Raw genomic sequence first — 20415 nt, 5'->3', positions numbered from 1 at the left:
TCTGATCAAGTTCTTACGTTTCCGTTCGGACTTCTTCTCCCGATAACTATCGGGACCAGATACAGTAACTCAGACGGTTTCTAAGCCATGAATCAAGCGTTTTTAGCTTGCCGTGAATACTTGCCAATCGGTAGTTGTTCACCCAGCCTATATACACTTCTCTGATTTTGGCTAACTTTCATGACCGCACCATTTCAGACACACACAATGGCTATAAGTAATTGTTTGTTCTCGCCTACTTCTGAATCACGAAAGCCTTCGGGACGCGGGTTTTCAGTTTGGTGTATACTTTGCTAAAACACGCAACTACCCATAGCCGAAACCATTGTGAATAAATTGACCGAAAATTTACCGTTCTATTTTTATTACCAAATTTTGGTATATTTGATTAAAATCAAAACGAAATGAAAAACACATCTATATCACTTGGAAATTATTTTGACCAGTTCGTACAAACTCAAATTTCTGCCGGACGATACAAAAACGTTAGCGAAGTAATAAGAGCTGGACTTCGACTTTTAGAAAATGAGGAAAATAAAGTCATTGCATTAAGAAACGCTATTCAAGAAGGAGTTGATAGCGGAATTGCTCACGATTTCGACCCAGAAAAAAATCTTCAGGAACTAAAAGCCAGGCATAAAAGAAATGGCTAGATATGAACTGACTAACAAAGCTGTTGAAGATTTAACTGGAATTTGGGAATACACGTTTGAAAAATGGTCTGAACAACAAGCTGACAGATATTATTATTTGTTATTAGATAGTTGCCAAGACATTGCAAATAATCCTGAATTAGGAAAAAATTACGAGGGAATAACCAATGACTTGTTCGGACTTAAAACAAGTCGACATATCATTTTTTACCGAAAAAGAATTAACCTACCGATTGAGATTACGAGAATTTTACACGGACAAATGGATTTGAAAAACAGAATAACTGAATAAAAAAAAACTACACACAACAATGCCTAGAAGTAATTGCTTGTTTTCGCCTACTTCTGAATCCCGAAAGCCTTCGGGACGAGGATTTTTAGCTTGGCGTGTACTTGCTAAATTAACCGCTAAACCACCCAACTACTCATAGCCGAGACCGTTGTGTGCAACCTGAAAAACTAAATGAATAACGAACAAACTGCAATACGAACTACCTATTTTAGCATCATTGGAAACACCAGTTTAGCTTTGATTAAAGGACTTGCAGGATTCTTTGGCAATTCATATGCTCTCATTGCAGACGCAATAGAATCAACAGCCGATATTTTTTCTTCCCTACTTGTTCTACTTGGTTTAAAGTACGCAAAACGACCAGCAGACGAAAACCATCCATATGGCCACGGAAAAATTGAACCACTAATAACTTTTTTAGTAGTCGCTTTCCTTGTAACATCTGCAACCATTATTGCTTATGAAAGCATTCAAAATATTCAGACACCTCATAAAGTTCCTAAATCTTGGACTTTGATAGTGCTTGGTGCAATTATTATATGGAAAGAAGTGTCATTTAGAATTGTAATTAATAAAAGTAAAGAGACCAATAGTTCTTCTCTCAAAGCAGATGCTTGGCACCACAGAAGTGATGCAATAACTTCTGTTATGGCATTTATTGGAATTTCTATCGCTTTAATTTTCGGTAAAGGCTATGAAACGGCTGATGATTGGGCAGCTTTATTGGCTTCTGCTTTTATTCTTTACAATAGCTACTTGATTTTCAGACCAGCTTTAGGAGAAATTATGGATGAACATTTGTATGACGATTTATTGCAGGAAATTCGAGCGGAATCTATAAAAGTCAAAGGTGTTGTTGGAACAGAAAAATGTTTTATACGAAAAGCAGGAATGAATTACCACGTTGATTTACACGCAATAGTTGATGGAGAAATTTCTGTTAAAAAAGGACACGATATTTCACATCAATTAAAAGACCATTTAAGAAAAGAAATACCGAATTTAGGACACGTTCTAATTCATATTGAACCGAATGAATAAAAAAAGGCAGCACACAACAATGTATATAAAATAGGCGAAATAGTAATAAAATCAATTTTTTAGGCTCGTATCAAAGTTTGTGCTTAACCGAAAATCTAGTGCTTCGAAATCGCCTACTTTTCATATACCAACCGTTAGCGGTAATATTTTAACTTAGCAATGATCAGAAAATCACTTCCAATTATTTTAATTTTTACTCTTATTGGAAATTTGAAAGTTGCTTTTTCACAGCAATATGAAAATTTAATTCTTGGTGATTGGGTTTCAATAAAATTAGTTGATGCTTCTGGGAGTGAATTGAAAAACCCTCAATTTATATTTGATTTCAAAGAAAATCTAAAATGCTTTTCATTATGGAAACCATTTGATAAAGGAAAAGAATATAAATACTCTATTAGTGGTAACAAATTGACCATTAATTATGCCAATTATGAAATACTTGAAATCACCAAGAATATAATGAAATTGAAACTAATAGAAGAGAATGATAGAATTATAACCTACTCTAGATTATATGCACCTTCATTAAATTCAGATTCTATTGCTAGTTACCAATGTGATACATTAATTCTCAATTATAGAAAATTGGTTTATGCTGATAAGACAGTGATAATACCACGTTCATATTTTATTAAATCAGATTCTAAAGTAAACCAATTGATATCTCCGCAATTTCAAAGTTATGACCGCTTTTGTGATCTTTTTGTAAACGAAATATATTATTCAGCAAAAACATTTAAAGTATCTGATACAAGATTCTTAAATGCCTCATTTGAAATTTCAGAAAATGGAAAGGTTGAAAATGTATTAGTTGAAGAAATAAATGGAGACAAATGGTTAGAAAAGCAATTTGAGAAAGCATTGAAAAGTAAGAACAATATTTGGCAACCTTTACAGCATAATAATAAGATTAGGTCACGTATTGAAATTCCAATAAAAGTTGAATACGAAGAAAAAATAAAGTTAAATCTCGACCACTAACACAGCGTCTTAAAGCACACTCGTTTTGGCGGTTGGTTGACTTTTCTTTGCTATCCATATTTGGTTTTCCGGGATGATTATTTTGGCAGAAAATCCTCTACGTTTCAAACGCCGATACCGTTACCAGCCATCTAAACCCAACTCATTCTACACTCCTACTGAAATATCTTTTTCAGACTTTTCGCCAAAAATTTGTTTTCTGTGTTTTATACCCCAATTCTGCAATTCCAAAATGACTTTCTTCAGCGTTTTAGAATGTTCTGTAGGTTTATACTCGGTTCTGACAGGATAACCGTTTAAGACAGTTCTAGTTATCAACTGATTTGCTTCCAATTCCTTCAACTCTTTTGATAAAACTTTAGTGCTTAACCTGGGAATGCTTCTTTCAATTTCCCTAAAGTGCTTGTTTCCTTCCCAAACTGAAATCAGAATTAAAAGTTTCCATTTTCCACCAATTACGTCCAATGTATCTCTCACAGGTAATAATGCTGAGGTACATTCCTTATGTTCTTTTTTTTTCATCTCGATTGATCAACTGATTACTTAAAAGTAAGTGATTACCAAAAGGTAACTGATAACTATTAGTAACCAATAATAACTAATTTTGCGTAATTATTAACAAAAACAATCGACAGTAAATGAAAAAAAAGATTCTTACAGTACTGTGTATCCTTTTCGGATTAATGATGGTTAATTCGGGGCTAAACAAATTCTTCAACTATATGCCAATGCCTGAAATGTCTGAAGAAATGACACAAATAATGGGTGGATTTATGACAATAAAATGGATTCTTCCACTTGTGGCTATAGTCGAAATAATCGGTGGTATTCTAATTGCCATTCCAAAAACAAGAGCCTTAGGTGCAATCGTGATTCTTCCAGTTATGATAGGAATTTTTATACATCATCTGGTCCTTGATATGTCAACTATAGGAATCGTATTGGTAATGTTGGCAATTAATATCTGGGCTATTGTAGATAATTGGAACAAGTACAAACCAATGATAGAAAACTAACAAAGAGATTTAAATGTGGTTAGTAAAAAACTAAACTTAATAGTTTGTTAAAAACACTACTACCACCAATGAATATAAGCCATAGCGGAGTAAGAGCTATGGCTTTTTTGTACACTAATTTACAGTACCTAACCGTAAAACCATAGCATAAATCCGTAGCTGACGTAAATATGAGACTATTCTCGCAATTGTAAAGAACCACCAACCGGACACATTGATACTCTAAAAGAAAAACACCCTCCACAAAAGAACACATATGCAATCCGCTGCATGCCAGCCCAACAAACCAAAGTTTGCAAAAGAGTCTTTTTTGGCCAATGCTCCTTTATGAATTTGTTATTTTAGTACCTTATTAGAATTTGATAGAAGTATAAAATGACAAAACACACAAATCTATATTGGCTATCAATAATCATATTGATACTGTCATCATGCCGTAACCCTGAAAACAAACTAAATTCTAATGATATTGATCACTTTCAACCTCCCATAATGGGCTGGGCAAGCTGGAACAATTATCATGTCAATATAAACGAAGACATTATCAAGGCACAAGCTGATGCTTTGGTTGACTTAGGTCTTACAGATTTTGGATATCAGTTTATCAATTTAGATGATGGTTACTTTGGTGGTCGTGATGAAAAAGGGAATCTTCTCTTTCATCCTGAACGCTTCCCCTCAGGGATGAAAAGTCTTGCCGATTACATTCACGCAAACGGATTAAAGGCGGGTATTTATACAGATGCCGGTATCAATACCTGTGGATGTTACTATGATCAAGACACCATAAGTGTTGGTAATGGTATTTATGGTCATGAACAGCAAGACCTAAACCTATTCTTAAAAGAGTGGAATTACGACTTTTTAAAAGTTGATTGGTGTGGCGGTAATTGGCTCAACCTGGATGAAGAATCAAGGTATACGTATATCGCTGAAATGGCACGAAAAATAAAACCTGATGTAGTTTATAATGTATGTCGCTGGCAATTTCCAGGTCAATGGGTTACCAATTTAGCCCATTCATGGCGAATCAATGGAGATCTACGTGCCAACTTCAATTCGATTTTAAGAACAATTGATACCAATGCAGATTTATGGATGTACTGCTCTAAAGGACATTATAATGATATGGATATGTTACAGGTAGGACGCGGAATGACCTATGAAGAAGATAAGGCACAATTTACGATGTGGTGTCTTATGCATTCTCCATTGATTTTAGGTAACGATTTAATGAATACTACTGAGCAAACTTTATCTATCATTACCAATAGGGAGCTTATTGACATCAACCAATCATCGTTTGTTTATCAGGCACGGAGGGTTATCCAAAATGACAGTGTAGAAGTCTGGGCAAAACCTTTAGTATCTTCAATGAGTGGAGAAATAGCCGTAGCTATCTTAAACAGGTCAAATGATTCACAGAATTTTAGTTTTAATATAGCGGAGATAGGTCTGGATATAAAAGGGGGCTACTCAGCAAAAGATTTATGGACTAAGGAGGAGTTTGCTGTCACAACGTCCCCAGAGATAAGTAAAGAAATTACACCTCACGGCGTTGTGGCATTAAAAGTTAATGGAAAGGCACTTCCCTTTAATGTATTTCAGTATGCCGATAAATAGTTTAAAGCTAAAGACGAAAGAAATAAAAATAACGTAGTTAATGCTAAAATCGAAGCTTCGGGTTCATAGATAACTTTGTACTTCATCGAAAGTTTCGTACTTCGTAGTCGCCTACTTTTCATATACTGACCGTTATCATCATTTAAGAAAACCACTCCTTATCCCTATGTCGATACTAAAAAAGAATAGAGAAAAGCTGAACTTGACACAGGAAGAACTTTCTGAAAAATCGGGGATCTCTGTGAGAACCATACAGCGTATTGAATCTGGGAAAGAGCCTAAAGGACAAACACTTAAAATATTGGCAAAGACCTTAGGAGTAAAGGAAAATGAATTGCTCGAAAAAGCAGAAACCCACCTTGAAATTAACTACAGCTTAATCAAGATTATCAACCTTTCTGCATTGCCATTTACTGTAATCCCACCTGCCAATATTGTAATACCGCTGATTCTAATGTTTACCAAAAAACAGTTCAATCCGGTGGCCAAACAGATTGTTTCAATTCAAATTATATGGCTGATTCTGGCTGCCATTATTTTTATGCTAAGCTCCTTTATGAAAAATTGGTTTTCACTAGGGAACAGGTTTATGTTAGTTGTAATGGTCTTCCTGGTTTTGTCAAATGTGTTTATCATCCTCAGAAATACTGCAGAGATAGACAAAAAAAGCAAACTGTATTTTAGGTTGAGTTTTAATCTAATTTGAGCCCTAATTAGACGATGGCGGGATATTGTCGGGCTATTGGCGGGTAGCTTTTTATGTTGTAAATCAACAGGATAAGTTCTTTTGTGGAAAGAAATTATTCTAATGACAAAACAAATTCTCTCCTGTATAGCTTTTCTTGCTTTATCTATTAATTGTGCCCTTGCACAAGCAGATAAAAAGTCAGATTTATTTATCGAACTTTTGAATCAAGACAATGTTTTCTTTGAACGTGGGTTTAACCAATGTGATTTAGATTATTTAGGAAGTCGCATAGCCGAAGACTTAAAATTTTACCACGATCAAAGTGGATTCCAAGATAAAAATTCCTTCTTCGAGAATACTCAAAAATACATTTGTTCCGATTCGGAGAAAAAACCAATTCGAAAAGTAGATACCAATAGTCTGCAAGTTTTCCCTCTTTATAATAACGGGAAACTATACGGTGCCATCCAAAAAGGAATTCATCATTTCTATTTACGGGAATTGGATAAAGATGATGTTTGGACTAGTACGGCAAAATTCACTCATGTTTGGCTTCTGGATAATGGCCTCTGGAAATTAAGTGAAGTCTTAAGTTATGACCATCAAAATGATATTGCTGTAAATGAAAAGCAACGTATTGAACAGATATTAAAAGACAATAATGTTCCTGCTTTGGGTATTGGAATCATCGAAAGTGGCAAATTGACTAAAATTGAGGTTTACGGAACATTAGACCTACAAAGAACTGCACCTTATAATGCTATCTTCAAAGTAGCTTCTCTTACAAAACCAGTTTTTGCTTTGACTGTATTAAAACTAATCGATAAAGGATTGCTGGATCTAAATGAACCTCTACATCCATATTGGATTGACCCCGATATTAAGAATGACAAAAGGCATCAGAAACTGACACCAAAAATCATTTTAACACATCAAACAGGCTTTCCCAATTGGCGGTATATGACAGAGGCAAACAAACTGTTTTTTGAGTTTGACCCACAAACGAAATATCAATATTCGGGAGAAGGTTTTGAGTATTTAAGAAAAGCTATTGAATACAAACTTGGCAAAAGCCTTGAAGAGCTTGCCACAGAATTTCTTTTTGAACCTCTTGGTATGACAGATACCCGCTTTTGGTGGGATAATGAAATGGATGAAACCAGATATGCTCAGAACTTCGATGAGCACGGCGAAAAAATAGAAACTGAAAAATATTATGAAGCTAATGCTGCAGCAAACCTTTTAACTACTGTTGAAGACTACGGAAAGTTTTTAGAATACGTCATCAATGAAGCAGATCTTTCTGAAAAGTTATATCAAGAAATGATAGCCAGGCAGGTTCAACTCGGAGAAAATGATTTTTTCGGATTAGGTTGGGAGATTTTAACAGAGTTCAGTGATGATGAATTTGCTCTGCTTCACACTGGAAAAGACCCAGGTGTAAGCACTTTGGCCATATGGTTTCCAAAATCGAAAAACGGCTATTTAATTTTTTTAAATGGAGATAAGGTCAATAATATCTACGAAGAATTACTCTCGAATCGACTTTACCTGGGAAACGAATTATGGAATAAGAGATAGAAAAACGTTACTTAAAATTGCATCGGTAGCTTGAGGAGTAATCCGCTTTAAGAAAAGAATAAGCCTTCTTTTCGATACGTTTTATTTTTACAGATATTCAAGTGTGATTTTCATTATGAACAGTTTACCTAAAGTTTGACTTTTGTGACTAACACGTGGCTTTGCTGTGACCCATATGGAAACTTCGTTTAAGTGATAACGGAACTGACAATACAAGGGCATGGAAGCCGATAAAAATGAGTTTAATTGTATACCCATATAAACGCGATAGTGATTCTGATCAATTACTGGCTCTAAGTGATCAAATCAAAGAACCATTTAATGACTTATTCGGGACAGAAAGTTGGAGGGTAACCGTTTGGGGTTCACCAATCCTCAAAAAGTTGAACTGTGAATTGCTGAGTTCTCTTTCAACGCAAGACATTTACGCGGAAGGAGAAAGTCTTCAAAAATTAAAGAATGAAATTGAATTGGTGATAGAAAGTTTTACCATAATTACGAATGAATTAAACTTAGATCTAAACTCATTTAAGTTTAGACTATTGAATGGCCTTGAGGCTGTTAGAATTGCTCAATTAACAGAAAATGGAGGCGTTTACATTGGGTAGTTTGTACCAAAATGAATTTTATGGTCCAGGGAAGAATCAAAAAACTTGATGAGAGAATATCTTTCAGAGACATTGCTTTCAAAAAAGAACAAGGTTCCTTTTTCTCTACCTTAGCAGAGTCCCTCACTAAGACTCTAATTTGGGGGAAAAATTCTGGAAAACACTCAAAACTTTATGGCAGACTTGAACATAAAATTGAAACAAATCATATTCACGATACTTCTAATCACCACTGTTCAAACTGCGTTCAGCCAAGCCTTAGGTGAAAAAGTTAGTGAAACAGATTTTTCAATAGGTAAGGCTATAAAGGTTAAATCTCAAATCTTAGATGAAGTAAGAGATTTGAATATATATCTGCCTCAAAGCTATTCAGAGGATAGCCTTAAAACCTATCCCGTCATCTATTTGCTCGACGGCTCAAAAGATGAGGACTACATCCATATTTCTGGTATCGTACAATTTGGCTCTTTTTCCTGGATAAATATGATTCCGGAATCCATAGTGGTTGGCATAGGTAATGTAGATCGAAAAAGGGATTTTACTTACCCTTCCCAGAATGAACTTGACCAAAAGGAGTTTCCCACCTCTGGCAAATCTGAAACTTTCATTTCCTTTCTGGAAAAAGAATTGCAGCCCCTTATTGAGTCAGAATATAGAACATCAGAAACAAAAACCCTTATCGGGCAGTCACTTGGCGGACTTTTGGCAACAGAAATCCTATTCAAGAAGCCAGATCTCTTCGATAATTACATAATCGTAAGTCCTAGTTTGTGGTGGGATGATGAAAAACTTCTAGACGTAAGCCCCGTTAGCTATAACTCTGAAAAGTCGATTTATATCGCCGGCGGCAAAGAGGGTGAGGTCATGGAACGCACAGCAAAAGAGCTTTATGAAAAGCTCAAAAAAGACCAACAACAGAATACAAGATTATTCTATCAGTTCTTTGAAAACAAATCGCACGGTGATGCCCTGCACATTGCTGTTTATGAAGCGTTTGAAAAGATCTTTAAACAAAAAAAGTAGGCCGTACTAAGTCTAAATTGATAAACACAATCAATCGTTTTCTTCTTTGCTATTTATTCTTTTCAGCGACTAAACCAAAGCCTTTAATTGCTCATTTTTTGCAACTGATTAATCTCCTAGGAAGCTGAATTATTTTCCAATTATGAAAAGTGAAGTAGCTTAATCACTACGGAAGTTTGAAGCTTAAAATTGCATTTGCCTGAAATAAGAGACAACCATTACTGATACTCAGCAATAATCGGATTGTATATCTAGCTGTAGAGCATGACATTTGATTTATGGAACAGAGCTTTCACTACGAGACCATTGCAAAAGCAATACAATATCTTCGGGATCATCAAACCGAACAGCCGACCTTAGATCAAGTTGCGAATCATGTCAACCTGAGTAAGTTTCATTTACAAAGAACATTTCGGAAATATGTCGGTGTAAGCCCAAAGGACTTTTTGCAATTTCTGACCATAGAAAAAGCGAAAAAACTTTTAGAAAAAGGTCAATCGACACTAAGCACTTCGCATGAAATTGGCCTCTCCGGAAACGGAAGACTTCACGACTTATTTCTAAAAATAGAATCCTGTACTCCGGGTGAATTCCGCAATCGAGGAAGAAACATTGAGGTTTGGGTAGATAGCATTGACACTCCTTTTGGTAAGGCCATAATTGCTGAAACGGAAAAGGGAATATCTTCCATAGAATTCGAAGGAAACCAAGAAGGCCTGTTCGCAAAATTTGAACATGCTAATTTCAAAACTGGTCTCGGATTCAACGGACAGAAAGTCCAGGAATACTTTAACACCTGGCAAATTCCTGACCAACACATAGGACTTGACTTGATCGGCACTCCATTTCAGGTTCAGGTATGGAAAGCACTTTTGAAAGTACCCACATCTCATCTGGCTACTTATTCCGATATCGCCTCATTAATTGACAATCAAGGTGCCGTAAGGGCTGTGGGCTCGGCCATTGGTAAAAATCCAATAGCCTACTTGATCCCCTGCCATCGTATCATAAAAAGCGGCGGCGAATTCGGCAATTACAAATGGAGCCCGATCAGAAAGGAGATTATCAACGGCTTTGAATTTGCAAATCTTTAATCATAGCAAGAAGCGGATTGCGAGAATTGCGAACATTGAAAATCTTTGCGTAAAAGTAAACAATGGACACAAATTTTAGAATTACAGCCATCAATGAAGACTTTCAAAATCTCTTCGATTTGGATGAAGACGAACTTAAGAAAATCGGTGCCGTAATAATGGTAGTCGACGAGAAACCGGGTTTCCCTTGTAGGCTAAGTCTGGAAGACGCCCATATTGGTGAAGAAGTGATACTGTTTCCTTACGAACACCATAAAGTTGAATCGCCGTACCGAGCATCCGGACCCATTTTCGTTAGAAAGAATGTAACGAAGGCCAACTTGGAGATCAACGAAATCCCTGTGATGCTCGAACACAGATTATTATCGCTTCGAATTTATAATGAAGATGCAATGATGATCGATGCTCGGACAGTCCACGGGAGCATCCTGAAAAAGGAAATTCAGGACGTATTTAAAAATCAAAAGGCCTTGTATATTCAAGTTCACAATGCCGGCCCTGGCTGTTATAATTGTCAAATTAACAGATCAGAGAAGGTATTGGCCTAAGATGGGTTCTAATGTGAGCCAAACGAGAAGAAATCTAACACTCAAAACCAGTTTAAATGTTTATTATCAACTTAACGTATACCTCCGCACTTGAAAAAATAGACGAATTCCTAAATGAGCATATTGCTTTCCTGAATGAACAATACTCTCTGGGAAATTTCCTTGCTTCAGGCAGAAAAGTCCCAAGAACTGGTGGAATTATTCTTTCTAATGTTAAATCAAAGTCGGAGCTGGAAAAGATAGTAGCCGAAGATCCCTTCCATCAAAATAATCTAGCCAATTACGAACTGACAGAGTTCATTCCCACCAAAACTTGTAAAGAATTGGAGTTCTTAGTTGAAGGCTAAGTAAGGCAACAAAAACATGGTTTCTTTCTAAACCGGACCTCAAAAAAGTCAATGCTTATTAGCCTTATTTTATCTTAAAGGAATTCTAAAATATAGATTTCGTAAATTATACTCGATTTTCAAAAGAAGCTTTAGGTGAGCGATGCCCATGGAATTTGAACTGGATAAATCAAAAGAAATCTTAAAGAGAACACCCGAAGTGATAAAGTCACTTTTGCATGGTCTATCCAAAGAGTGGATTGAGAATAATGAAGGGGAAAATACATGGAGTCCATATGATGTATTAGGGCATATGATCTATGGTGAGAAAACAGATTGGCTCGTCCGAATCAAGATCATTTTGAGTGATGGTGAAAACAAAGAATTTATTCCCTTTGATAGGTTCGCTCAGCTCAATGACGTTCAAAATAGGCCAATTCATGAGCTGATAAGTGAGTTTAAAATACTGAGAGAGCAAAATCTCAATGAATTGGATTTGATGAACATAGGTGCTGAAGACTTGATCAAAACAGGAATTCATCCGGAATTCGGAGAAGTAACTTTGAAACAATTAATTGCTACTTGGGCTGTTCATGATTTAGGACACATAGCCCAAATATCGAGGGTTATGGCCAAGCAGTACAAGTCGGAAGTTGGCCCATGGGTTAATTATTTAGGTGTTTTGAAATAGTTAGCAGAATATAACAGCCATTATTTCAATGAAGACTTTGCTGCTATAACTAATCACGGTGCTACGATAAACACCGCCGATTTATTGAGTATCCTTCTGTAAATGAATAAATTAGAAGAAATTATAGAGTCAAGAAGAAGTCAAACCTTACAGTTCTTCTCTTACTCTACTTCGATATTCGAAGTTTATAGTTTCGTTTGAACAAAATATGCTGTGATGAAAAAGATTCTAATTGTTTTACTTTCAATTCTACTTCTGGGCATTGAGAGCTCTTTTTGTCAAACGAGTAAAAGTTTTGAAGTCATTCAGCACAAAGATATTTCCTACATGACCGAGGATTTATCTCATTCAGATACCCTCCAGTCATTAAATCTGGTGTTACCGATTAAAAAAGGAAATATTCCGCTGCTTATATGGATTGGGGGCGGAGCTTGGTCATATGGTGATAAAAATCAGGAAATGGACCTGGCTGGTAAATTGGCCTCTCAAGGAATAGCTGTGGCTAGTATAGGACATAGATTAAGTCCGGCTATATGGCGAGATTCAACTTTGAACAGGGGAATTCAACATCCAAAACATGTTCAGGATGTGGCTTCTGCAGTAAAATGGTTGTTTAATAATGCCCAAAAGTATGGATATGAAAGAGATCAATTTTTTATTGGTGGATATTCCTCAGGTGGGCATCTATCGGCATTAATAAGCTTAGACAATTCTTACCTCAATGAAGTTGGGCTTTCACCTGAAATATTTAAAGGAGTGATACCTGTCTCAGGGACTTACGACATCGTTGACTATTTTAATGTTCTTTCCAATAGTTCCAGACCTGAATTAGGTGTGCTCCATGTTGAAGCAGTTTTTGGCAAAGGAAAAGAAATATTCAAACAAGCGTCACCAATATCATATCTTCAAAATCTGTCAATCCCTCTATTAGTCATAAGTGATAATAATATGTACAACTACTCAAAGCTTTTTGAAGAGAAGGTACGAACCACTGAATTTAGAAAAATGCAAGTCGTCTACGCTTATGACCTATCTCACGGAGGTCTTTGGAGGAACTTGTCCTTCGAAGAGCACAGTATTTACAGACAAATTATCGTTAATTTTATCCGATCAAACTCAGATGTAGGATAGCTTTAACTAGATTCATTTAGGTTAATTAAAAACCTATTAACAGACCTTTCAAACTGAGTGATCTCATCACATAAAGTAAAACATGTCATACTGTACCTTTTGTCAGGGCTTACCCGAAGATAACGTTCATAGAATTTATCATGATAAGTATTATGGTCACCCAATAGAAAGTGATCGTGAGCTTTTTGAAAGGTTAGTACTTGAGATCAATCAAGCGGGGCTTTCCTGGGATACCATCCTCAAAAAGCAAGAGAACTTCAGGGAAGCCTTTGACGAATTCGTGATTGAAAAAGTAGCTGCCTATACAGAACAAGACAGGTCTAGATTACTCAATAACGCCGGCATCATCAGAAATAAACTGAAAGTAAACGCTGCCATTCATAATGCTCAGCAAATAATTGAGCTGCAGAAAGAGTTTGGCTCTTTTAAGAATTGGATACTGAGCCACTACCCCAAAAGCAAAGAGGAATGGGTGAAAATTTTCAAAAAGCAATTCAAATTTGTAGGTGGTGAGATCGTCAATGAATTTTTGCAAAGCAGCGGATACTTACCCACACCACATGATAAAGACTGCCCTAAATACGCCGAAATAGAGCAGCTCCGAGCCGATTTCGACTTTTCGTTTAAGACTTCTTCTTAAAGAGTTTACCGAGTACACTACCCTTCTTTGCTGCAGGTTTAGCTTTCTCCTTTTTATTCGTAGGCAAAGCCAGCACCATTTCAGTAAGCTTATTTAAATCAGAGCCTCCAAATGTACCTGATGACATTAGAAGGAGATTACTTTCATACCAGTTTTGAGCCTTCAGATAGTTCTCCAGCTCTTCTTTTTGGGTAAACACCTCAATATCTTCTCTCCCGAAAGCCTTCTTGATTTCTTCCGCAGAAATAGCTGGCATTTTCTTAATCTCAAGTGTATGCGGGCTGTAGAAAACAGCAGCTTTGTCTGCAGCATTGAGCTTATCAGCATAATGAGGAAGAAAATCCTTATTCAAGCTACTATACGTATGCAGCTCGTAACAGGCGATCAGCTCCCTGTCCGGTTGTAATTCTTTTCCTGCCTTGGTAGTGGCCTCTACTTTAGAAGGGGCATGAGCAAAATCTCTGTAGATCTGCGTATGAGCATTAGATCCCAACTTTTCTAATCGTTTAGCCGCACCGCTGAACGTCTGAATAGCTTCATAGAACATATCCTCAGTGATAGCCAACCTTTCCAGTACCTTTTTAGCACCGTGAAGATTTTTCATATTATGCTCCCCAAAGATTTTCAAAGGCACCTTCCCTTTCTCAGTGATGAGATAAGAAACACCATCTTTCACCTCATAAGGATGAGCACCGTAAGGCAGTTTCGCTACGTCTGCTCTCTCCTTTTCGCAGATAACGTCCACCATATTGTCTGTTTCATCAAAGACAATGGCTCCGGCCTTAGGCATACCTTCGGCTAATTCTTCAAACGCTTTTACGTAATCTTCAAATTTTGGGAAGACATTAAAGTGATCCCAGGCAATACCAGAGAATAAAGCAATATGAGGGTGATAAAACAGGAATTTTGACTTCATTTCTAAAGCCGACGAAAGGTATTCGTCACCTTCAATGATGATAGTCGGGGCATCATCGGTCAGTTTCACCATTAAGTCAAAACCTTCAATCTGTGCACCTACGAGGTAGTCAAAATTACGGTTGTAATATTTCAAAACATGTAAAATGATACTGGTAATGGAGGTTTTGCCATGGCTACCAGCAATTACTATACGTTGCTTTTCTTTGCTCTGCTCATAAACGTACTCCGGGAAAGAGTAAATCTTGATTCCTTTTTCCTGAGCTTTCAGCAATTCGGGATTATCCTTACGGGCATGCATCCCCAGAATGACAGCATCCAGATCATCGGTTATTTTGGATTCATCCCAGCCAATATTTTGAGGAAGAATGCCGGCGTTTTCAAGTCTTGATTTAGCCGGATCATATATTTCATCATCTGAGCCGGTCACCTGATATCCTTTTTTGGCAAGTGCCAGGGCTAAATTGTGCATTACGGCACCTCCTACGGCAATAAAATGAACTTTCTGTGGGTTTGTTGACATGTATAAGGTCTATACTGAATTGCGAAAAAATATGCTCCGGAGAGCATCAAATCGATTGCAATTTCTGAATTTATCTGCACATTTGCACGTAGTATTTTCAGTGGCAAAGCCAATAACAAAATGAGAACTTAGCCGTGAGGCTAAACCAAACACAGAATGAAAAGATATATTGACCTGATTCAGCAGACTTTTGAATTTCCAACCAGAGAATTCGGAATTGATGAATCAAACAACCTGCTGTTTAATAATGTTCCTCTGATGCCGATCATCGAAAAGTACGGCACTCCACTGAAAATAACCTACTTACCTAAAATCACGGAGCATATAGAAAATGCACGAATGATGTTTAGGAACGCCATCAAAAAATACAATTACAAGGGCAATTACACCTACTGTTATTGTACCAAATCTTCTCATTTTAAGTTTGTGTTGGAGGAGGCATTGAAGAATGGAATTCATCTGGAAACTTCTTCAGCTTTTGATATGCCTATAATCAAAACTCTCTATGAAGAAGGCAAAATCAGTAAAAACACATATATCATCTGTAACGGTCATAAAAGACCGCAGTATCTGGAGTACATTTCAGAAATGCTGAATGACGGTTTTGTGAACCTGGTGCCTTGTCTTGATAACCTGGATGAAATAGACCATTATCTGGAGCACGTAGATCAGCCAGAAGAGGTGCAGATTGCCATTAGAATTGCTACCGATGAAGAGCCTAATTTCCCTTTCTATACTTCCAGGCTTGGTATTCGTTACAAAGATGTAGATGAGCTTTATCTGGAAAAGATCAAGCCCAACAAGCGTTTTAAACTTAAAATGCTTCACTTCTTTATCAATTCTGGAATTAAGGACACGGCTTACTACTGGTCTGAGCTTACGCGTTTTATGTTTAAATACTGCGAGCTGAAAAAGATCTGTCCTGAGTTAGACAGCATTGATATTGGTGGCGGAATGCCGATCCAGACCTCAGTAGTATTCAATTATGACTACCAAGGCATGATTGATGAAATCATTGAAAACATCCAATGGATCTGTAATAAGAACAACGTTCCTGTACCAAATATCTATACCGAGTTTGGAAGCTATACCGTAGGTGAAAGCGGTGCTACGCTTTATAAGGTTATTGATATCAAACAACAGAATGATCGCGAATTTTGGTATATGATCGATGGTTCTTTCATCACGCAGTTACCAGATTCATGGGGTATAGGTCAAAAGTATATCATGCTGCCTGTTAATAACTGGGGGCTACCGTATACCAAGGTAAACCTGGGCGGACTCACCTGTGACTCAGCAGATTATTATAATACGGAAGCACACTCAGAGGACCTCTATCTTCCTATGTTTGATGAGGCTATTGATGAGCAGTACATCGGGTTCTTCCATACGGGAGCCTATCAGGAATCGTTGGGTGGCTATGGCGGTATTCAGCATTGTCTGATCCCCGCTACCAAGCACGTTTTGGTGGGTCAAGACTCTGAAGGTAACCTGACTACAGAGCTTTTTGCTGAAGAGCAGGATGCAGAATCAATGATGAAAATCTTAGGTTACAGAAGTCAGCGATCAAAGCCGGAAAGACTCATCACAGACGAGGAGAATCTGAGGGCCAAATAAAATATCTGTAATTTTGGTTCGTTTTTTGAACTGTAAGCCATAAATAGACTTAACACGTAAAGATGAAACTTAAAGTAGCTATCCTATTATTTCTTGGAACCGTAGCCTTGAGCTCTTGCTCAAAAAAGCAGTGTCCTGCGTATAGTTCTACTCAAGCAACACCTGCTGAAACCGTAAAAGCTTAATTTACAGCAGGTCTACTCGTTGACATATTTGTTCCAGAACCTTATTGGTTCTGGCTGCACTCACGCCTGTGGAAGGGCATTTAGACGTTCCATTAACTAAATCTTGGACGATCGTCTCAATAAGGGGTTGTTGAATATGCTTTGGCATATCAAAACTGTATCTCTTTGGTCTGTGACCATTGATATGAAGGTATACCAATGAATCTTCAAAGAAAGAGAACTCAATGCGGCCTTCTGAACCGTAAATGGTAGTTCTTTCAATTTCAGATTTCTTGTTTACCGCAAAACACCAACTTCCGAGACCAATTACGCCATTGACAAAGTGAAAGTTGCCCACCACTGTATCTTCTGCCTTATACAGTCCACCAGAATTGCGAGCAAAACCTGAGGCATCAATGACTGGTCCGAAAAGGTAATCCAGGAAGTCAAACTGATGAGAAGCCAGATCAAAAAAGTAACCACCTCCTGCCGTTTCAGGGTCTGTACGCCAGTTACCTCCTTCTGCCAGTACATCACCAATATTGGTTTTATGGACTTTGACATCAATAAAGCGAACATCACCAATCACACCTTCTTTTAATAATTCTTTGACCTTCAAAAAATTAGGTAGTGCTCTTCTGTAATAAGCCACAAATAATGGTACTTGAGCATTGTCACAGGCCTCAATCATATTCAGACACTCCTGATGAGTTCGGGCCATTGGCTTCTCCACGTAAACTGGTTTACCGGCAGCTGCGGCCATTTTTGTATATGACTCATGTCCTACAGGAGGTGTGGCAATATAGATGGCATTAATATCAGGATCTGTAATCAAATCTTCGGCTTTATCATACCATTTGGGTACTCCATGCCGTTCGGCAAAATCCTTTGCCTTCTCTCCAGTACGTCTCATCACGGCCACCAGCTCAGAGTTTTTGGCCTTTTGAAAAGCAGGACCACTTTTCACTTCACAAACATCCCCTACTCCAATGATACCCCATTTCACCTTTTCCATAGTTCAATAATTTGACATTGTATTAGCCACTAAAGTACATAGGTTTAGTAGGCTATTTGTGTGAAGGCAATACCAAAACCATGTATTAAAAGTCAAAAATACATTTTCTTACAGGATTTGTATACACCGATGGATAAGAAGGTATAGGACTACGGCCTTTAGATAAACCTGTTACTCTTCTTCTATCTCATTTCGACTAAGTAGCCCTGGGTGTTCCAAATCCGTAAGAGTTCCATCAGAAAGTCTGCAAGCAACGGCATATTGATACACCTGACCGGTTTCGGCTGTTTTATCCCAATACCTCACTTTTTCGGCTGAAATATTGGCAATCATCTTGTATTCTTCTCCCGGAGAGTTGGCAAGCATTCTGTAAATCAGAATCTCTTTTATTTCAGAATTTTCAGGCACAAGCCACGAAACTTCTATCGCACCGGGGATATTTCTATAAAAAACTTTAGACAGCGAATTATCTAGTTTAGCTATAAAGAGAGCTTTGCCCGTTTTTTCTTGAGAAAGTGACGGAGGGCTTTCTAGGTCAAATCTATTAATGGTTGTTACTTCATAATAATAAGATTGCCCGGCATCTACCTCGACGTCCACAAACTCCTCGTTGATTACTAATGTGTCTAATGGATAATATAAAGACTCGCCTGCCTTCTTCTTGTAAATTTTATAACCTTTTAACTCTCCCAAATCTCTAAGAGGGCCTGTCCATTTAAGGTGAATACCTGCAGATGATGCAGATAGTGTAAGTCCCTCAGGTCTCTCAGGTTTTTGATTAATTACTGGTGTAATGGTGACAGATTCTGAGAGAACGCTCCTGCTGAGATTATAGGCAATACTTTTTACCGCATAATACCTGGTTTGCGTATCAAAATCACGTAAATCAATACTATCAATAGCCACCGTATCTGAAATCATACCTACGACAGAAGTATACCTTTCAGGAATATCTTCAGTAGACATCATGAGCTCATAACCTATGAGGTCTTCATCCTCCACTTTTGACCAGTGTACTAAAAAATGGTCTCCCTCCTGTTTTACCGTCAGATTTTGAGGCGGCAAAATTCTTTCCTTGTTTTTAAAATTAGAAGACGCTCTTACACCTACAAAATCTCTCAATCTTAGATTACTCACCACACTTGGCAGTCCTTGGATTTCATAGTTATACGCTTTGCCATTCTCTACCTGAAAATCGAGATAATAATTGGTATTAAAGGCAATAGTATCTATTACCTCGAAGCTATGATCATCTTTTTCGCGGGATAATAAATACCCACTCAGGTATGGCTGGCGTGGCAAATGATCCCAGGAAAGATAGACCCCGGAAGTGGTGTCTTTAGCTGTGAAGTTTTTCACATAAGGTAACGTACCTTTTGAAATAGCAATTAAGGTGGCTGTATCAGATGGAATTCCTTCATTACCTACAATATCCACAGGCCTAACAAAGACCTTCCAAACAGAGAAGGGTTTGGTCTTAATATATGCTCCGGCAAGTAACGTATCATTTAAATATCTTGGCTTTTGTGTATCCAGTAGCTGGAATTCTGATTCCCCTTGTGTCTTGCCGTAAACATTTATGCCCTGTACACTGAAATTCTCCACCTTTAATCTAAACCACTGGCCGCTTACCAATGAATCAATAGACTGAACCGATAATTGATTAAAATTAAGCTTTATCGGATCTAAAAGGGGGTTCTCTTCCCCATAAGTCACTTCAGCTTCTGCAGCTAACTTTTGCGTATCTGACCAGATGAATTGATATTTATACGACTTCCCTTTTTCTACATTCTTGTCAACGTACAATTGCCCCACAGATCTCAATATCTCAATTGGCTTAAAATAGAGATGTTTAAAATCACTCTCAGGATTTTGGAACATCGCAATCAATTCTTCCTCTGATTTTAAATTGAAAGAAATGGTGTCCTTCAGAATACTTTCGGCAGACCCTGCACCGAAGATTTCATCTATTTCAGTGATTGATTCTACAGGCTTTAATGTATCAAAAAGAACAAACGGACTGCCATCAGTGCTTCTTTTGACGGTCAAAGAAGGATGCTTTTCATAATAATCAGGAAATCTGCCGGCATTCTGAAGCATGTATTGCTCATCTATCAGAAATACATAATTACCGTCCTTTCCACTTACAGCCCTTTGATTTGGAATCAGGTTTCCAAAAATCTGGGCTTTGGCCGTAAAGGAGGCCAGAACACAAAAGAATAATAAAATTCGTTCTCTTTTCATG

At 37.4% G+C, this 20415-nt stretch carries 23 protein-coding genes; 18 read left to right on the top strand and 5 right to left on the bottom strand.

The genetic code is table 11. The features are described from left to right. Positions 1-46: 46 nt before the first annotated feature. The gene (locus tag ACUXV0_RS00490; RefSeq protein WP_446192826.1) at positions 47-166 is read right to left on the bottom strand and encodes a hypothetical protein; all 120 of its coding nucleotides are present in this window, start codon (positions 164-166) and stop codon (positions 47-49) included. Positions 167-404: 238 nt separating this feature from the next. Here ACUXV0_RS00490 and ACUXV0_RS00485 point away from each other — a divergent pair, with 238 nt between their 5' ends. The 4 genes from ACUXV0_RS00485 (at position 405) to ACUXV0_RS00470 (ending at position 2967) form a co-directional block, all read left to right on the top strand. Continuing rightward, a complete protein-coding gene (locus ACUXV0_RS00485; protein ID WP_446191091.1) occupies positions 405-653 on the top strand; it encodes a type II toxin-antitoxin system ParD family antitoxin in 249 nt (82 codons plus the stop codon). Further along, complete coding sequence (locus ACUXV0_RS00480) at positions 646-945, top strand: type II toxin-antitoxin system RelE/ParE family toxin (RefSeq protein WP_446191090.1); 300 nt, start codon at positions 646-648, stop codon at positions 943-945. The genes ACUXV0_RS00485 and ACUXV0_RS00480 overlap by 8 nt, the downstream gene beginning before the upstream one ends. Before the next feature lie 171 nt (positions 946-1116). Next, a complete protein-coding gene (locus ACUXV0_RS00475) occupies positions 1117-1986 on the top strand; it encodes a cation diffusion facilitator family transporter (RefSeq protein WP_446191089.1) in 870 nt (289 codons plus the stop codon). A 159-nt stretch (positions 1987-2145) separates the two neighbouring features. Beyond that, positions 2146-2967 carry a hypothetical protein gene (locus tag ACUXV0_RS00470; protein WP_446191088.1) on the top strand — a complete coding sequence of 274 codons (822 nt, stop codon included), beginning with the start codon at positions 2146-2148 and terminating at the stop codon, positions 2965-2967. A gap of 147 nt (positions 2968-3114) precedes the next feature. Here ACUXV0_RS00470 and ACUXV0_RS00465 read toward each other — a convergent pair whose 3' ends face one another. Continuing rightward, positions 3115-3489 (bottom strand): winged helix-turn-helix transcriptional regulator, encoded by a 375-nt coding sequence (locus ACUXV0_RS00465; protein ID WP_446191087.1) that lies wholly within the window; start codon positions 3487-3489, stop codon positions 3115-3117. A 116-nt stretch (positions 3490-3605) separates the two neighbouring features. Between ACUXV0_RS00465 and ACUXV0_RS00460 the strand changes: the two genes are divergently transcribed. The 12 genes from ACUXV0_RS00460 to ACUXV0_RS00405 all read left to right on the top strand — a co-directional run bounded on the left by ACUXV0_RS00460 (position 3606) and on the right by ACUXV0_RS00405 (position 13936). Further along, on the top strand, positions 3606-3983 hold the full coding sequence (locus tag ACUXV0_RS00460; protein WP_446191086.1) for a DoxX family protein: 378 nt from the start codon (positions 3606-3608) through the stop codon (positions 3981-3983). 375 nt (positions 3984-4358) lie between these two features. Continuing rightward, a complete protein-coding gene (locus tag ACUXV0_RS00455; RefSeq protein ID WP_446191085.1) occupies positions 4359-5606 on the top strand; it encodes a glycoside hydrolase family 27 protein in 1248 nt (415 codons plus the stop codon). Positions 5607-5772: 166 nt separating this feature from the next. Beyond that, positions 5773-6312, top strand: a complete 540-nt coding sequence (locus ACUXV0_RS00450; RefSeq protein WP_446191084.1) for a helix-turn-helix domain-containing protein — start codon at positions 5773-5775, stop codon at positions 6310-6312. A 102-nt stretch (positions 6313-6414) separates the two neighbouring features. Next, positions 6415-7875, top strand: coding sequence for a serine hydrolase (locus ACUXV0_RS00445; protein WP_446191083.1), 1461 nt, complete (start codon positions 6415-6417; stop codon positions 7873-7875). A gap of 236 nt (positions 7876-8111) precedes the next feature. Further along, entirely contained in the window at positions 8112-8483 is a 372-nt protein-coding gene (locus tag ACUXV0_RS00440) for a hypothetical protein (protein WP_446191082.1), read from the top strand. Between the two features lie 195 nt (positions 8484-8678). Continuing rightward, positions 8679-9506: an alpha/beta hydrolase gene (locus ACUXV0_RS00435; RefSeq protein WP_446191081.1), complete on the top strand. Its 828-nt coding sequence runs from the start codon at positions 8679-8681 to the stop codon at positions 9504-9506. 278 nt (positions 9507-9784) lie between these two features. After that, on the top strand, positions 9785-10600 hold the full coding sequence (locus ACUXV0_RS00430) for a bifunctional helix-turn-helix domain-containing protein/methylated-DNA--[protein]-cysteine S-methyltransferase (RefSeq protein ID WP_446191080.1): 816 nt from the start codon (positions 9785-9787) through the stop codon (positions 10598-10600). A gap of 62 nt (positions 10601-10662) precedes the next feature. Next, positions 10663-11148, top strand: coding sequence for a DUF1203 domain-containing protein (locus ACUXV0_RS00425; protein WP_446191079.1), 486 nt, complete (start codon positions 10663-10665; stop codon positions 11146-11148). Positions 11149-11204: 56 nt separating this feature from the next. After that, a complete protein-coding gene (locus ACUXV0_RS00420; RefSeq protein WP_446191078.1) occupies positions 11205-11495 on the top strand; it encodes a YciI family protein in 291 nt (96 codons plus the stop codon). A gap of 148 nt (positions 11496-11643) precedes the next feature. Continuing rightward, positions 11644-12165, top strand: coding sequence for a DinB family protein (locus tag ACUXV0_RS00415; protein WP_446191077.1), 522 nt, complete (start codon positions 11644-11646; stop codon positions 12163-12165). A gap of 216 nt (positions 12166-12381) precedes the next feature. Then, positions 12382-13296 (top strand): alpha/beta hydrolase fold domain-containing protein, encoded by a 915-nt coding sequence (locus tag ACUXV0_RS00410; RefSeq protein WP_446191076.1) that lies wholly within the window; start codon positions 12382-12384, stop codon positions 13294-13296. An 82-nt stretch (positions 13297-13378) separates the two neighbouring features. After that, complete coding sequence (locus tag ACUXV0_RS00405) at positions 13379-13936, top strand: DNA-3-methyladenine glycosylase I (protein ID WP_446191075.1); 558 nt, start codon at positions 13379-13381, stop codon at positions 13934-13936. On the opposite strand, the gene ACUXV0_RS00400 is transcribed toward ACUXV0_RS00405, so the two are convergent. Further along, on the bottom strand, positions 13920-15374 hold the full coding sequence (locus tag ACUXV0_RS00400) for a UDP-N-acetylmuramate--L-alanine ligase (RefSeq protein ID WP_446191074.1): 1455 nt from the start codon (positions 15372-15374) through the stop codon (positions 13920-13922). The two genes, ACUXV0_RS00405 and ACUXV0_RS00400, sit on opposite strands and share 17 nt — an antisense overlap. 156 nt (positions 15375-15530) lie before the next feature. Here ACUXV0_RS00400 and ACUXV0_RS00395 point away from each other — a divergent pair, with 156 nt between their 5' ends. Both ACUXV0_RS00395 and ACUXV0_RS00390 read left to right on the top strand, forming a co-directional pair. Next, positions 15531-16991: an arginine decarboxylase gene (locus tag ACUXV0_RS00395; protein WP_446191073.1), complete on the top strand. Its 1461-nt coding sequence runs from the start codon at positions 15531-15533 to the stop codon at positions 16989-16991. A 62-nt stretch (positions 16992-17053) separates the two neighbouring features. Then, positions 17054-17176: a hypothetical protein gene (locus tag ACUXV0_RS00390; protein WP_446191072.1), complete on the top strand. Its 123-nt coding sequence runs from the start codon at positions 17054-17056 to the stop codon at positions 17174-17176. Between the two features lies 1 nt (position 17177). Here ACUXV0_RS00390 and ACUXV0_RS00385 read toward each other — a convergent pair whose 3' ends face one another. Beyond that, a complete protein-coding gene (locus ACUXV0_RS00385; protein ID WP_446191071.1) occupies positions 17178-18170 on the bottom strand; it encodes a Gfo/Idh/MocA family protein in 993 nt (330 codons plus the stop codon). 171 nt (positions 18171-18341) lie between these two features. Further along, positions 18342-20414: a hypothetical protein gene (locus ACUXV0_RS00380; protein ID WP_446191070.1), complete on the bottom strand. Its 2073-nt coding sequence runs from the start codon at positions 20412-20414 to the stop codon at positions 18342-18344. Position 20415 lies beyond the last annotated feature (1 nt).

It is taken from the genome of Jiulongibacter sp. NS-SX5 (genome assembly GCF_052828545.1).
The sequence above is the reverse complement of the archived record's forward strand: the minus strand, read 5'-3'. Positions and strand labels throughout refer to the sequence as shown.

Bases quoted from the DNA above. Each gene is read 5' to 3' on its own strand.
- ACUXV0_RS00485 (WP_446191091.1), top strand. From the start codon at position 405: ATGAAAAACACATCTATATCACTTGGAAATTATTTTGACCAGTTCGTA.
- ACUXV0_RS00480 (WP_446191090.1), top strand. From the start codon at position 646: ATGGCTAGATATGAACTGACTAACAAAGCTGTTGAAGATTTAACTGGA.
- ACUXV0_RS00475 (WP_446191089.1), top strand. From the start codon at position 1,117: ATGAATAACGAACAAACTGCAATACGAACTACCTATTTTAGCATCATT.
- ACUXV0_RS00470 (WP_446191088.1), top strand. From the start codon at position 2,146: ATGATCAGAAAATCACTTCCAATTATTTTAATTTTTACTCTTATTGGA.
- ACUXV0_RS00465 (WP_446191087.1), bottom strand. From the start codon at position 3,489: ATGAAAAAAAAAGAACATAAGGAATGTACCTCAGCATTATTACCTGTG.
- ACUXV0_RS00460 (WP_446191086.1), top strand. From the start codon at position 3,606: ATGAAAAAAAAGATTCTTACAGTACTGTGTATCCTTTTCGGATTAATG.
- ACUXV0_RS00455 (WP_446191085.1), top strand. From the start codon at position 4,359: ATGACAAAACACACAAATCTATATTGGCTATCAATAATCATATTGATA.
- ACUXV0_RS00450 (WP_446191084.1), top strand. From the start codon at position 5,773: ATGTCGATACTAAAAAAGAATAGAGAAAAGCTGAACTTGACACAGGAA.
- ACUXV0_RS00445 (WP_446191083.1), top strand. From the start codon at position 6,415: ATGACAAAACAAATTCTCTCCTGTATAGCTTTTCTTGCTTTATCTATT.
- ACUXV0_RS00440 (WP_446191082.1), top strand. From the start codon at position 8,112: ATGAGTTTAATTGTATACCCATATAAACGCGATAGTGATTCTGATCAA.
- ACUXV0_RS00430 (WP_446191080.1), top strand. From the start codon at position 9,785: ATGGAACAGAGCTTTCACTACGAGACCATTGCAAAAGCAATACAATAT.
- ACUXV0_RS00425 (WP_446191079.1), top strand. From the start codon at position 10,663: ATGGACACAAATTTTAGAATTACAGCCATCAATGAAGACTTTCAAAAT.
- ACUXV0_RS00420 (WP_446191078.1), top strand. From the start codon at position 11,205: ATGTTTATTATCAACTTAACGTATACCTCCGCACTTGAAAAAATAGAC.
- ACUXV0_RS00415 (WP_446191077.1), top strand. From the start codon at position 11,644: ATGGAATTTGAACTGGATAAATCAAAAGAAATCTTAAAGAGAACACCC.
- ACUXV0_RS00410 (WP_446191076.1), top strand. From the start codon at position 12,382: ATGAAAAAGATTCTAATTGTTTTACTTTCAATTCTACTTCTGGGCATT.
- ACUXV0_RS00405 (WP_446191075.1), top strand. From the start codon at position 13,379: ATGTCATACTGTACCTTTTGTCAGGGCTTACCCGAAGATAACGTTCAT.
- ACUXV0_RS00400 (WP_446191074.1), bottom strand. From the start codon at position 15,374: ATGTCAACAAACCCACAGAAAGTTCATTTTATTGCCGTAGGAGGTGCC.
- ACUXV0_RS00395 (WP_446191073.1), top strand. From the start codon at position 15,531: ATGAAAAGATATATTGACCTGATTCAGCAGACTTTTGAATTTCCAACC.
- ACUXV0_RS00390 (WP_446191072.1), top strand. From the start codon at position 17,054: ATGAAACTTAAAGTAGCTATCCTATTATTTCTTGGAACCGTAGCCTTG.
- ACUXV0_RS00385 (WP_446191071.1), bottom strand. From the start codon at position 18,170: ATGGAAAAGGTGAAATGGGGTATCATTGGAGTAGGGGATGTTTGTGAA.
- ACUXV0_RS00380 (WP_446191070.1), bottom strand. From the start codon at position 20,414: ATGAAAAGAGAACGAATTTTATTATTCTTTTGTGTTCTGGCCTCCTTT.